Source organism: Aeromicrobium erythreum (assembly GCF_001509405.1).
GTDB classification, from domain to species: Bacteria; Actinomycetota; Actinomycetes; order Propionibacteriales; family Nocardioidaceae; genus Aeromicrobium; species Aeromicrobium erythreum.
In genome coordinates, this window is record NZ_CP011502.1 from 2,505,440 (window position 1) to 2,519,130 (window position 13,691).

The following is a 13,691-nucleotide window of genomic DNA, read 5'->3' on the forward strand; positions in this document are numbered from 1 at the left end:
TGCTCGGCTGGACTGGTTGACGACGACAACCATACTCCGATGGTTGTCGACTGCAACCAAGCCTGGCGTGACCTCGGCCACCTCGTCCCTGCGTCGGCCATGATGGGCCCATGACCGCGCTCGGAGTCGCCCTCGTCGCCCTCGCAGCACTGCTGCACGTGTACATCTTCTGGCTCGAGTCCTTCGCGTGGACGACCCCGCGGGGACGCCGCACCTTCGGCCTGCGCCCCGAGGAGGCCGAGGCCACGCGCGAGCTCGCCTTCAACCAGGGCTTCTACAACCTCTTCCTGGCCGTGACGGCCGGCGCAGGAGCCGTGCTCGTGGCGCTCGACGTCACCACCGTCGGCGCCACCCTGGCGTTCACGGGCGCGGGCTCGATGGTCGCCGCCGCCCTCGTCCTCCTCGTGTCGAGCCCCGACAAGGCGCGCGCCGCCGTCGCGCAGGGCACGCTGCCGCTGCTCGGCGTCGTCGCGCTGGCCGTCGGCCTGCTCTGAGCACCCCCGCTCCGCCGCACCGGCCGCGGGTCGGCAGGGCGTCGGGGGCCCGCGCGGGGTGTGCGTCGCGGGTACGCACCCGTTCCTGAATCGACCCGGATCGTCGGGGCCAGAGGGGTCCGAGACCACGTCGGATGGGACGGACGACCCATTCGAGGCGCTGAACGGGATCGCGATGTTTGGCGTTCTGCACCTCGGGTATGGCTCCCGTCACACACGCCAGCATTCGGGGGGATGCATGCCAGGGATCGACAACGCCATCGTCCACTACTACGACCGCCTACGACCTGGCCCGACCGAGGGAGCGGGCCCGACCGAGGGACCCTCGTTCGAGCTGCCCGACCTCGACGAGCGCTGGCGGGAGTTCTTCGCCGTCTCGAGCATCGCCGCCGCCCCGCTGCACGCGCCATCGGCGTTCGACGGGCTGGACGTGGTGCTGCTCGACCTCATGGGCAATCCGCGGACGCGCACCACGAAGACGAACCCGTCGCTGCTCATGGTGGCCCGCGCCGTCGTCCACGTCACCTCGACGGGGCGGCCCCTCACGATCGTCACCCCGTCGTCAGCGAACAAGGCGACCGCCCTGCGCGACGCCGTCCTCCGCGCCTACGAGTGTGGTCTCGTCTCGCCCGAGGAGCTCAACGTCGTCTGTCTGGTGCCGCCCTCCTCGGTGGAGAAGATCTGGTCGTCGCCGCTCGCCACCCACCCGGAGTGGGCTCGCCGGAACCCGGTGCTGGTCCTGGACGAGGGCGCGCGCTCGTCGGTCAAGCAGGTCGTCGAGGCCCTCCGGGTCCACCACCAGCAGGGTGCGGACCACCAGGACGACGCCACCTGGTGGTTCACGATGCAGCTCGACAACTACACGTTCGCGGATCGCCTGCGGGCCTGGTTCGAGACCGACCTCCTCCCGACGGACGGGCGCCGCTGGCACTCCCACGCCGTGTCCAGCGCCTTCGGCCTCCTGGGTCACGCGCGGGGGACTCCCTCGACCGGTCCCCACCCGGGGTACCTCCTGGTCCAGCACCTGGCGACGCCGGACATGGTCCTGCACCTGCGCACCGGGTCCTTCGACCGAGCCGGCCTCCCCCGCTACGACCTCACGCCGAGGGGGTTCGCGCAGCAGGGTGACCCGCACTTCCCCGGGGTGACGCAGTCCCTCGACGAGGTCCTCGAGCCCACCTTCTACACCCACGCGCCGCCGACCCAGGAGCGCATGCAGCGACTCATCGAGGAGCGCGGCGGCGACGGGATCGTGGTGTCGCTGCAGGAGTGCCTCGAGACCTACGACGTCGTGCGGGGACTCCTCCGCGACCTCGTGCCCCTGCCCGCGGACCCTCGCGACCTCCGCGAGTGGTCGTTGTCCATGGCGATGACCGGCAGCCTCCTGGCGGCACGGCGGGGACTGCTCGACGACGTCGAGTCGCTCGTGGTCCACGCCAGCGGCTCCTACGCGGTCGGCGACTACGTCCCCGTGCCGGCGCACGTCACCGCGACGGTCGGCTCCGCGCAGGAGCTGGCCGACGTGGTCCGGACGACGCAGGCCCGCACCTCCACCAGCACGTCCGCACGACCCACCAGCAGAAGGAGAAGCACCATGACGCACTGCCCCATCAGCATCCTGTCCGCCGTCGACTTCAACGACGAGGTGATCCCGCGCGACGACCTGGTCCGGACGGCGCGCGAGATGCTCGACGAGCACGGGTACGTCCAGCTGGTCAACGTCCCCGACGACTTCCACTACGTCGACTTCGCCTCGGAGTTCGGCGACTTCGTGCCCAACTACGGCGGTCCCGTCGTCGGCGACGTGCGGCCGGAGCCGGGGATGGAGGACGTCTACCACGCGGGGAACACCAGGCCGCTGACCCCGCACACCGAGGGGTACGACTTCACGACGCCACCTCCGCGCTACCTCATGCTCTGGTGCGTCACGCCCGCCTCCGGCGAGGGCGGTGAGACGACCATCGGTGACACCAAGCCCTGGATCGAGGCGCTCGACGACAGCGACCGCGAGCACCTCTACTCCACCGTCTTCCACTGGAAGACGACCGACGGCATCGCGCGCAAGGGGCTCGACCTGCACACCGAGCACCCTGTGCTCGAGGACATGGGCGCGCCGACCCCCACCGTCCGCTTCTCCTGCAACAACCTGCTGCACGAGGACGACGACGTCGCCGTGCGTCTGCAGGCCGAGTGGCAGCGCCGCTACGCCGACGAGGCCGTCTGGATCCGTTACCACCGCAACGACGTCCTGCTGTGGGACAACTGGCGCGTCCTGCACGCACGCAACGCCTTCTCCGACCCGCAGCGCCACCTGCGTCGTCTGCAGATCCGACCGGCCGGCGTCCTCGCCGGCGTCCAGGGCTGAGGTCACGCCATCAGCGCGCACGCCAGGACGGTCATGGTCATCGGGACCGGCCGCTTCGCGACGCAGCTCGTCCGGCGACTCACCACCGTCGTCGACGTCCCGCTGCACGTCGTGCAGTGCGGTCGCGGGCACCGGACGTCACAGGAGGAGGTCCACGCCGACGACCTCGTGCAGCACACCTACGCCCGGACCCCGACCCTGTCCGGGCCCCGGGGCCGCGAGGACCTGCAGGCTCTGCTCGAGCGGTGGGGACCGTCGGTCGTCGTGGTCGCGACGTCGCACTACTCGCCCTACGCGGGGGGCGTCGGGGGTGTCCCGTTCGGCTCCTCGCTGGCGCAACAGCTGCCCGTCGCCCTCACGGTGGCCGAGGTGGCCCACACCCGCTCCCGGCCACCGCTGCTGCTCAACGCCTGCTACCCCGAGCTGGTGAACACCGTGTGCTCGATGCTCGAGCTGCCGTTCCACGCCGGTCTTGGCAACGCCCAGACCCTCAACTGGAGCGAGCGCGCGGACGAGGCGACACGAGTCCTCGGCCATCACGCCCACCTCGGCTCGGGTGACGTCGCCGCTCCTCTCGTGGCGGCGACGGACCTGCGGACCGTCCACGAACCCTCCCGATCCGAGCTGGACCGCATCGCCCGTCGCCGCGCACTGCCGCGGGAGCAGCGCAACGCGTTCGGGGCGACGGCAGCCGGAGACCTCGTAGCGACGCTGGCGGCGTCGGGGACCTGCACGGACCTCCTCCCCGGCGTCGGCACGTTCGGCGGCGCGGTGCCGGTCTCCCTCTCTCTCGGGTCCGGAGCCGCCGCCTCGGCGGAGGCCGACGTCCTCCTGCGCCCGGAGGACGCGACGCTCGCCCGCGCGCGTCACCGAGCAGCGAGCGCGTCGGAGGGGTGGACGTTCGACGAGGGTCGGCTCGAGCTCTCGGCGCAGGCGGCGGAGGGCATGGGCGCGTGGGCGCCGTCGAGCACGATCCTCGACGCCGCCGGCCTTCGAGCGTGGGCCACGAGGACCATCGCCTCGCTCCACGGCACGCTCGCGCAGGGAGCCCACCCGTGAGGGCCGACCGGATCCTGCGAGCGCGAGTCCGCCACGCCTGGGACAACACGGCGAATCCGGTGGTCGGCCGAGCCCACACCCAGTGGGACGTCGTCCGCGGCGTCCCCCACGTCGTCAGCCGCGTCGTCGACGACCCCGCGGCGCCCACCGTCGGGTACCGCGGCTTCCACCAGGGCCTCGCCAACGTGCTCCAGCTGACCGACGTGCTGCGCGCGCGGTCGTTCCCGGGCCGGGTCGAGTGGACCACCGAGGCCCCGTCGCGGTCGGCACGCCGCGCCTCCCGGCAGGAGACCGCCGACATCGAGCTCGTCGGCGCGCCGAGCGGGACGGTCCTGTCGTCGCCGGGAGAAGCGACCGTCGTCCTGCCCTTCCGCGTCCACCTCGTGGTGCGGACGCCCGACCTGGCGACGGTCCGCGCCCACGTGTCGAAGCGGGAGCGGCCTCGCTTCAACGAGTCCCTGCGCCACGAGCGCTTCCGACCACGGATCGTCCGCGACGAGGCCTCGGTCGTCGACTTCTTCCATCGGATGCACCGTCCCACGATGCAGGCGCGTCATGCCGAGAAGTCCCGGACGGAGTCGCTCGAGGCAGCCGTGCTCCTCGCCTCGCGCGGCGGGCTCTTCCTCTCCGACGACGCCGACGGCCCCGTCGCCGGGTGCCTGTACACGGTGCGTCGCGGTGTCTTCACCACGCGACTGCTGGGAGTGCGTGACGGAGCGGACGAGCACTACGACAGCGGCGCGTTCAAGGCGCTCTACCACCTCATGATGCAGCACTGCGCCCTCGCCGACGGGCTGGAGACCATGGACCTCTTCGGCACGGAGGCCTTCTGCTCGAAGGGCATCTACCAGTGGAAGCGACGCCTCGGTGCCGCCGTGGTGGAGGCTCCCAACCACTTCGGCTCCAAGCAGCTGCTGATGAGCGTCACCCGGGACCGGCCGGGCGTCCGACGCTTCCTCGTCGAGAACCCCGTCCTCGCCCGCATGCCGCGCGACGTGACCCTGCACGGGTCACCTCCGGCTGCCGACGCCGCGCTGAGGCCGCTGCGCTTCGTCGACACCGGCCTCTCGCCCGGGCACCCCGTGGCGACGACAGCGCGAGGGCTCGAGCCCGAGCTCACGGTCGACCTCGACACCTTCCTCGCCGCTCCGGCGAGCATCGCGCCGAGGAGGACCGTGTGACGAGCCGCCACGGCAGGGCAGGGCGACCCTCGGACCCGCCCACCGAGACGTCCCTCCGCTGGCGGCTGCTTCCCCACAGCGTCGTGCGCATGGCGGGGTTCGCGTTCGACCGCCTCGACGTCCTGCAGGACACGGCCGTGACGAGTGCTGCCCTGGCGGTGCTCGAGGCGCGTCGTGCCCGCCAGGACGCGGCTCGCGGTCGACGAGCCGGCGAGCGTGGTGCCCTCAGCGGCGAGCAGGCGGCCCGTCTGGTCACCGAGGCCGAGCGGGAGTACGAGAACGCGCACGCGACGAGCTGCGCCGCCACCGGGTCACGTCTGCACCGGGAGTTCGCCGACGACCCCCTGCTGCGTGCCACGGTGATGCTGTCGAACGAGGACCTCTGGGCCCGACTCCGGCCGTGGCTCGACCGGACGCCCCCGGACGACCTCACTCGACGGGATCGACGGCACGTCGACACCCTCGCCCTGTACCTGCAACGCTGCTGCGCCAAGAACGACACGGCGAGCCACCACGGGCCCTTCGCCCCGGGGAGCGTGCACCGTGGCGCCACCGGGCTGCGTCTCTCGGGAGAACGCCACCGCCTCCCTCTCCTGTCGCGTCGAGCGACGTACGAGATCTGCGAGACGCTCCGCGACGACGCCACCCTCCGCCCCCACCTGCCGGTCCGCGTCTCGCCCGCCGTCGTCCGTCCGTCCGACCTGCCGCCCGGCGACGACTCGGTGCGCACGTGGATGGTGGAGCTGGACCACACCCGCCGCGCGAGCAGACTGCACGACGTCGCGACCGTCACACCTCTGCACCTGACCGGCGGACAGCACGCCCTGCTGGTCGACCTGCTGCAACGTGCGCGGGACGCGCGGGAGGTGACGGTCCGCGACGTCGAGCGCATGGCGCGTCGGCGAGGTGTCAGCGGGACGGACCTGGACGCGCTCTACCGCGATCGCGCGCTCGAGGTCGGGCCGCACGTGCCCTACGGCGAGCCCGACCCGCTCCCCCACCTCCTCGCAGCGGTACCACCCGACCATGCGGCGTCGAGCCTGCTGCACGAGTGCGGCGCGGCGGTGCGTGCCTTCGGCGTACGCCCCGCACCGGACGACGACGCGGCGCTGACGGCGGTGAACGACGCAGTGCGGTCGATCGTCCGTCAGGTCCGACGACCTGCTCGGGCGGCGACCTTCTACAGCGACCGCAGCTTCGTGCACGAGGAGTGCATCGGACCGCTCGAGGAGCTCAGGACCGGCGCTCGGGCCCACGCGCTGCTCGAGGACGCCCTGCAACCGGTCCTCGAGCTGTTCATGGCCCGGGCGCACCTGGCCCACCAGGCCCAGGTCGCCGCCTTCGCCGCGTGGTTCGACCGCACCTTCGCCTCGTCCAGCGTGAGCGTCGAGACGTACGTCCGTGCACTCCTGGACGACGCGGCGGGTCTGGAGTCGATCGCGCACGAGGTCAGCAGCAGCGCGCTGCGCTCCGACGAGCGCCTCCGCGCCGTTCTCGACCTGGACCCGCTCGCCGCGCGACAGGTCCTCGACCCGGGCGTGATCCACCGGTTCCTGGACGAGGCGAGCGCCGGGACGCCCGTGCGCGGGCCGGCGATCTGCAACCCGGACGTGATGATCCACGCCGGCAGTGCCGGCGACCTGGACGCGGGTCGGTTCCGTCTCGTGGTCGGTGACCTGCACGCCGACGAGGACAACCTCACGCACGGACTCTTCGGGCCCTTCCTCGCCAGCCACGCGCCCGAGCTCCCTGACACGGTCCTGGCGGCGTACCGACAGCTCGTGGGTCCGTCGGAGCGACTGGTCGACGTGTGTCTCGCGCACCGCAACAAGACGTTCCTGCGTCAGCCGCTGGACCTCGTCGACCTCGAGCTGCAGGACCCGAGCCCGCGACCCTCGACCCGCCTCCGCCTCGACGAGCTGCTGGTCGTGCGCACCCCCCGGGGACTCGCCCTGCGCGAGCAGGGGCGTCCGGAGGACCTGCGGCTCGTGACGCTGCCCCTCGCGTGGTCCGGGGTGGAGATCAACCCCTTCGCCGTGTTCGGGTTCCCGCAGCGCGACGGGGCACCGCTCCTTCCCCTCGGGACGGAACGCCACCTCCCTCGACTCGAGCTCGGGCCCGCCGTCGTGCAGCGGGAGACGTGGGCCGTCGATCCGCGGACGGTGGCTCCCGGGTCCCCCACCACCCAGTTCCTCGCCGTCCAGCAGCTCCGACGCGACCACGGCATGCCCGCGCACGTCTACGCGAAGAGCGCCGACGAGCCGAAGCCCGTGTTCGTGGACCTCGACAGCCCGCTCCTCGTGAAGGCCTTCGCGGCGCTGTGCCGCGACACGAGCGAGGACGTGGTGGTCCAGGAGATGTTCCCGTCCCGCGCAGGACTGTGGGTGGACTGGGGCGACGGACCCGTCACGTCGGAGCTGCGGTGCACCGCCGTCACCGGACGAGCTCTCGACCCGGACCGAGGAGAGGAAGCATCATGATCACGCCCCCACGACCGTCGGCACCCCTGGAGCTCGTCCGCGGGACCGTCCGGGAGGGCACCGCGGACACCGGCATCCCGCCGCGCGAGGGATGCCCGCTCTCCCCCGTCGTCCTGCCGCGGGCGACCGAGCGCGAGGTCCAGCGGGCCGGTCTCGCTCTCCTCGACCTGTCGCGTCGCACTGTCCTCGACCTCGGCGACAGCACGCAGGCGCGGATGGAGGCCTTCGGGACCACGGCGGAGGACTACCCGTTGTTCAGCCGGGACCAGCAGTTCGAGGACCGCTTCTGCGACGTCTTCGCGCGTCCGGACTTCGTGGTCACGGACGCAGGCCCCCAGATCTTGGAGTTCAACGTGAGCGGCGCCGTCGGTGGTGTGCCGGAGCTGAGCACGTTGCAGAGCGCGCTCTCCGACGTCTACGCACGGGACGAGGGGGTCACCTGGGACTGGAGCGACCCGTACGACGATCGCGCGCGCACCTTCGCCGACGTGGTCCGCGCATGCGGCCTCGAGCCACGCGTGCTGGTGCTGGGCTCGGTGCGCGACCTCAAGCACACCGACAGCACCAAGATCTTCGACCTGGAGGTCGCCGCGTTGGACCGCGCCGGCCTGCAGGGCGACTTCGCGGAGCCGGAGGGCCTCGTGCCTCTGCTCGAGTCGCTCCCGGCAGGCGCCGTCTCGCACCCACTCAGCCTCAGGATGTTCACGGTCCCCGAGTGGGCCGAGCTCGGCATCGACCTGACGCCCGTCCGGGAGTGGCTCGACCGTGGCTCGTGGCTGCTCACCTCCCAGACGTCGTCGTTCCTCGCCAACAAGAAGACCCTCGCCTGGCTGTCGGAAGGACTGCCCTGGATGACCGCGCGCGAACGCGAGCTGGTCGACCGGTACGTGCCCTGGTCGCGGGTGACCGGGGACCGGGACACCTCCCTGCCCGACGGCTCCCGCGGCGCGCTCGGCGCCTACGCCTTGGCTCACCAGGACGACCTCGTCCTGAAGAAGGGCATCGGCATGCAGGGCCTCCAGGTCACCGTCGGCCGCGACACGACAGCGGCGGGGTGGTCCGACGCCGTCGAGGCGGCGGTCCGTGACCGCGACTCCGTGGTGCAGCGGTACGTCGAGCCGTCGCTCCAGGAGGTGTGGATGAGCCACGGGCCTGCGGAGGACGAGGTGGAGCTGCTGCGGACGCGCCCCATCGTCAGCTACTTCCTGTTCGGTCGTCGCGCCGGGAGCGGGTGGGCCCGCTTCCGACCTGACGACACCTTCGGCGTGGTGAGCCGCGAAGGGTTCAACGCCTACGAGACCGCCATCGCACCCCGCGAGGAGACACCATGAACTCGACCACGGCACCACCGACGACGCCGCCCCGCCCGCCCGGCGTCGCGGAGCCATCGGGCTTCGCAGCCTCGGCAGCAGCCCTCTACGAGGACCTCGTCGCGGACGGCGCGACGTCCCACGTCGGCACGCCCTGCGGCATCCTCGCGCCGCTGTGGACCCAGGCGGAGAACGATCCTCGGGTGACGCTGACGACGATCTCGCGGGAGGACACCGCGCTCGCCTTCGCCGCGGGCCAGGCGCTCGCCGGGGGACGGCCGGTCGTGCTGATGCAGAACTCGGGCTTCGGGAGCTGCGTGAACGTCATGGCGTCCCTGGTCTGCGCCTTCGAGCTGCCAGTGACGCTCGTCGTGAGCCTGCGCGGCACCGGGGTCGACCACACGGCCGAGAACCGCGGCATGGGCGCTGTGACCCGGACGCTCCTCGATGCGTGGCGCGTCCCGTGCGTCGCGCTCGACGAGCCCGGCTCACGGGCTCCGCTCCGCCGGCTCGACCCGGTCGGCCCTCGGGCGGTGCTCGTGGGTCCCAGCTACTTCGGATGGCGCCCGTGAGCCGCGACGGCGAGACGCTCCGCCCCGACCTGCCGTGCCTGACCAAGGACGAGCTCGTCGCGCACGTCGTGGAGAGGTACGAGGACCGGCCGATCGTCCTCACGACGGGCTACGTCTCCCGCATCGCCTACGGACTGCGCCCCGGTGCGCCGAACCACTTCTACATGGTCGGCAGCATGGGCATGGCGGCCGCGATCGCGCGTGGTGTGTCGTCGCGGTGGTCGGACCCGGAGCGCGCGCCGGTGGTGCTCGACGGCGACGGTGCGGTGCTCATGGGTCTGCACGGGTTGTTGCTGGAGCAAGAGACCACGGGCTGCCCGATCCTCCACCTCGTCGCCGACGATGCTGCGTACGCGTCCACCGGTTCCCAGGCGGTCCCCTCGAGCCGTCGCCGCATCAGGGACCTGGCCGATGCCGCCGGCTACACCCGTCCGGCGCTGGTGTCGGGCGACGAGGTCGATCTCGAGCGGGTGCTCGACACGGCCGATGCGACGGTCGCGGGCGGGCGCAGCACCTTGGTCCAGTGCCTGGTGCGCTCCGGGCCGCCGCCTCGCGCCCGCGTCGAGTCTGCACTCCCCGCGGTCGCCGAGGCCTTCGGCTCGTTCTGCCGGGACAGGGCGGACGGCCGCGCCCGCGGCGCCGACACAACCCGAAAGACGGACCGCCGGTGACGCGACGAGGACACCGCCGACGACCGGACGTCGCGGAGACGGGAGCGGACACGGCCGACCGGCAGCCAGCACGCGCCGACGAGGTCCCGCCGCGGTCCTACACCTCGCTGCTGCGTGATCCCCAGTTCGCGGGTCTGTTCCTCACCCAGGTGTGCACCGTCCTGGCGACGTCCGTGAGCGGTCTCTACCTCGGCACCATCGTGAACGAGGAGACGGGATCGCCGTTCCTCACGTCGTTCGCGATCTTCGCGCCCTCGCTGGCCAACCTGGTGAGCGCGGCGAGCCTCATGTCGGTCGCCGACACGCGGGCACCGCGTCGCACGATGACGCTGCTGCAGGTCGGGATCGCGGTCACGATCGGGGCACAGGCCCTGCCCGTCCCTCTCTGGGCACGGTTCGCGCTGCTGCTCCTGAGCGGCGCCCTGACCGCCCTGAGTGCAGGCATCCGACTCGGCCTGGTGAGCCTGACGGTCGGTCGGGCGGGCTACGCGCCGGCGAGGAGCCTGCTCAACCTCACCAACGGGGCGGTCCAGGTGACCGGGTACGCGTTCGGTGCGCTCCTCGTCCGCGTCGCGAACGCTCCCACGGTGTTCTGCGCGCTGGCCGCGCTCATGGCCCTGGCCGCGGTCGCGGTGGTCCTCTGCGTCCGCAGGCTGCCCCCTCGGTCCCCCGCGGGCCGGCCCCCCACCGACGCAGGCACCCGGAGCGCACGAGGTACCCGCTCGGCCCTCGGCAGCACCCACGCCGTCAACGCCTGGGTCCTGCGCCAGCCACGGACGCGCGTCCTCCTCCTCGCGTTGTGGGTGCCGAACGGTCTGGTCGTCGGTGCGGAGAGCCTGTTCATCCCCTACGCCGGCACGCACGCCGGCTTCCTGCTGGCGGCGGGGGCAGCGGGCATGATGGTCGGCGACCTGGTCGTGGGTCGCTTCGTCTCCCGTCGCGGGCGGGGTCGGATCAACGTCGCCCAACGACTGCTCCTCGCCGTTCCCTACCTCTTCTTCGTGCTCGTCCTCCCGTGGCAGCTCGCGACCGTCCTGGCCTTCGTCGCCAGCCTCGGCTTCTCGGCGTCGCTCCACCTGCAGGAACGCCTGGTCGAGGCCACGCCCGACGAGCGAGCCGGCCAGGTCCAGGGCCTGGAGGCGTCCGGGCGGACGGCCGGCCAGGGCGTCTGCGCCCTGGCTGCCGGAGCACTGGCCGAGCTGGTCGGCCCGGGGGCTGCGATCTCGGTGTTCGCGACGGCGTCGCTCGCGGTCACCCTCGTCCTCTCCCCGCTGCTGCGCCGCTCCGCCTCCGACTGACGACGCAGGAGGGCCCGGACCGTCGCGGTCCGGGCCCTCCTGTGCGTGCAGGGTGCGTCAGCGGTGCAGGTCGAAGCGGTCGGCCTCCATGACCTGGACCCAGGCGCCCACGAACTCCTCGACGAACGCGTCGGCGCCGTCGTCGCTCGCGTACACCTCGGCCACGGCCCGCAGCTCGGAGTTCGAGCCGAAGACCAGGTCGGCGCGGCTGCCCGTCCAGCGGACGGCGCCGGCGGCGTCGCGGCCCTCGTAGATCCCCGCCTCCGGGTCGACCGAGGTCCACGTGACGTCCATGTCGAGCAGGTTCACGAAGAAGTCGTTCGTGAGCGTGCCCGGGGCGTCGGTGAGGACACCGAGCGTCGACCGGTCGTACGTGGCGCCCAGCACCCGCAGACCGCCGACCAGCGCGGTCAGCTGCGGGGCGCTGACCCCGAGCAGGTTCGCGCGGTCCAGCAGCAGGTGCTCCGCCGGCAGCCGGTTGCCCTTGCCGAGGTAGTTGCGGAACCCGTCGGCCCGCGGCTCGAGCCACTCGAAGGACTCGACGTCGGTGTGCTCGAGGGTCGCGTCGACACGGCCCGGCGTGAACGGCACCTCCAGCTCGCGACCGGCCGCCTTCGCGGCCAGCTCGATGCCGACACCGCCCGCGAGGACGATGAGGTCGGCGAGGGAGACGTCGGTCCCCGACTCCGCCTGGATGCCCTCGAGCACGCCGAGGACACGACGCAGCTCGCCCGGGTTGTTGACCTCCCAGCCGACCTGCGGCTCGAGGCGCACCCGTGCACCGTTGGCGCCACCGCGCTTGTCGCTGCTGCGGAACGTCGAGGCCGACGCCCACGCGGTGCCGACCAGGTCGGTCACGCTCAGGCCGGAGTCGGCGACACGCTGCTTGAGGTCCGCGATCGCCGCGGCGTCGAGCGGGGCGCCCGTCGCCTCGGGCAGCGGGTCCTGCCAGATCAGCGTCTCCGCCGGGACCTCGGGGCCGAGGTAGCGGTCCTTCGGGCCGATGTCGCGGTGCGTGAGCTTGAACCAGGCCCGCGCGAACGCGTCGGCGAACGCGGCCGGGTCGTCCTTGTAGCGGCGCGAGATCTGCTCGTAGGCCGGGTCGACGCGCAGCGCCACGTCGGTGACGAGCATGCGCGGCTTGCGGTTCGGGCCGCCGTGGGCGTCGGGGATGATCGCCTCGGCGTCCTTGGCCTCGAACTGCCAGGCGCCGGCGGGGCTCTTGGTCAGCTCCCACTCGTAGCCGAAGAGCAGCTCGAAGTAGTCGTTGGACCACTGGACGGGCGTGCGCGTCCAGGTGACCTCCAGGCCCGACGTGATCGTGTCGTTGCCGTGGCCGGCGCCGAAGGAGTTCTTCCAGCCCAGGCCCTGCTCCTCCAGCGACGCGCCCTCGGGCTCGGCGCCGACGTACTTCTCGGGGTCGGCCGCACCGTGGGTCTTGCCGAGCGTGTGGCCGCCGGCGATGAGGGCGACGGTCTCCTCGTCGTTCATGGCCATGCGGCCGAACGTCTCGCGGATGTCGCGGGCCGCGGCCAGCGGGTCGGGCTCGCCGTTGGGGCCCTCGGGGTTGACGTAGATGAGGCCCATCTGGACGGCGGCGAGGGGGCGCTCGAGCTCACGGTCGCCGGAGTAGCGCTCGTCGCCGAGCCACTCGGTCTCCGGGCCCCAGTACACGTCGGCGTCCGGCTCCCACACGTCCTCACGACCGCCGGCGAAGCCGAAGGTCTCAAAGCCCATGGACTCCAGCGCCACGTTGCCGGTGAGCACGATGAGGTCGGCCCAGGAGAGGTTCTTGCCGTACTTCTTCTTGACCGGCCAGAGCAGACGGCGGGCCTTGTCGAGGTTGCCGTTGTCGGGCCAGCTGTTCAGCGGGGCGAAGCGCTGCTGACCGGCGCCCGCGCCGCCGCGGCCGTCGTGCACGCGGTAGGTGCCGGCGCTGTGCCACGCCATGCGGATCATGAGACCGCCGTAGTGCCCGAAGTCGGCGGGCCACCAGTCCTGCGAGGTCGTGAGGACCTGCTCGATGTCGCGCTTGACCTCGGCGAGGTCGAGCGACTCGAACGCCGCGGCGTAGTCGAAGTCGTCGCCGAGCGGGTTGGCGACCGACGGGTTCTTCGCGAGGATCTTGAGGTTCAGGCCCTCGGGCCACCACACCTTGTTGGCGTCCTGGCGCGTCGGGTACGGCAGGCTGTCGTGCGCGACGGGGCACTGGCCCTCCGGCGCACCCTTGGCCTCCAGGGGGTCGTTCATCTCGCCGACTT

Annotated in this window: 10 protein-coding genes; 9 read left to right on the top strand and 1 reads right to left on the bottom strand. The window is 72.2% G+C overall.

Going from position 1 to position 13,691, the window contains the following annotated elements; all coding sequences use genetic code 11:
- The first annotated feature begins 110 nt into the window (after positions 1–110).
- The 9 genes from Aeryth_RS11850 (at position 111) to Aeryth_RS11890 (ending at position 11,430) form a co-directional block, all read left to right on the top strand.
- Entirely contained in the window at positions 111–494 is a 384-nt protein-coding gene (locus tag Aeryth_RS11850; RefSeq protein ID WP_067858899.1) for a DUF1304 domain-containing protein, read from the top strand.
- A 238-nt stretch (positions 495–732) separates the two neighbouring features.
- Complete coding sequence (locus Aeryth_RS18190) at positions 733–2,859, top strand: DUF6002 family protein (protein WP_202967666.1); 2,127 nt, start codon at positions 733–735, stop codon at positions 2,857–2,859.
- A 33-nt stretch (positions 2,860–2,892) separates the two neighbouring features.
- Positions 2,893–3,918, top strand: coding sequence for a hypothetical protein (locus Aeryth_RS11860; RefSeq protein WP_067858902.1), 1,026 nt, complete (start codon positions 2,893–2,895; stop codon positions 3,916–3,918).
- Positions 3,915–5,099 carry a hypothetical protein gene (locus Aeryth_RS11865; RefSeq protein WP_144433763.1) on the top strand — a complete coding sequence of 395 codons (1,185 nt, stop codon included), beginning with the start codon at positions 3,915–3,917 and terminating at the stop codon, positions 5,097–5,099. Before Aeryth_RS11860 ends, Aeryth_RS11865 begins: the two co-directional genes overlap by 4 nt.
- Positions 5,100–5,188: 89 nt before the next feature.
- Positions 5,189–7,579, top strand: coding sequence for a lantibiotic dehydratase (locus Aeryth_RS11870; RefSeq protein WP_144433764.1), 2,391 nt, complete (start codon positions 5,189–5,191; stop codon positions 7,577–7,579).
- The gene (locus Aeryth_RS11875) at positions 7,576–8,910 is read left to right on the top strand and encodes a hypothetical protein (protein WP_067858911.1); all 1,335 of its coding nucleotides are present in this window, start codon (positions 7,576–7,578) and stop codon (positions 8,908–8,910) included. Before Aeryth_RS11870 ends, Aeryth_RS11875 begins: the two co-directional genes overlap by 4 nt.
- Entirely contained in the window at positions 8,907–9,461 is a 555-nt protein-coding gene (locus tag Aeryth_RS11880) for a thiamine pyrophosphate-binding protein (RefSeq protein WP_067858914.1), read from the top strand. Before Aeryth_RS11875 ends, Aeryth_RS11880 begins: the two co-directional genes overlap by 4 nt.
- The gene (locus tag Aeryth_RS11885; RefSeq protein WP_158509208.1) at positions 9,458–10,132 is read left to right on the top strand and encodes a thiamine pyrophosphate-dependent enzyme; all 675 of its coding nucleotides are present in this window, start codon (positions 9,458–9,460) and stop codon (positions 10,130–10,132) included. The genes Aeryth_RS11880 and Aeryth_RS11885 overlap by 4 nt, the downstream gene beginning before the upstream one ends.
- Positions 10,129–11,430 (top strand): MFS transporter, encoded by a 1,302-nt coding sequence (locus Aeryth_RS11890; RefSeq protein WP_067858920.1) that lies wholly within the window; start codon positions 10,129–10,131, stop codon positions 11,428–11,430. The genes Aeryth_RS11885 and Aeryth_RS11890 overlap by 4 nt, the downstream gene beginning before the upstream one ends.
- 57 nt (positions 11,431–11,487) lie before the next feature.
- On the opposite strand, the gene katG is transcribed toward Aeryth_RS11890, so the two are convergent.
- Complete coding sequence (katG, locus tag Aeryth_RS11895; protein ID WP_067861705.1) at positions 11,488–13,680, bottom strand: catalase/peroxidase HPI; 2,193 nt, start codon at positions 13,678–13,680, stop codon at positions 11,488–11,490.
- Positions 13,681–13,691: the final 11 nt, after the last annotated feature.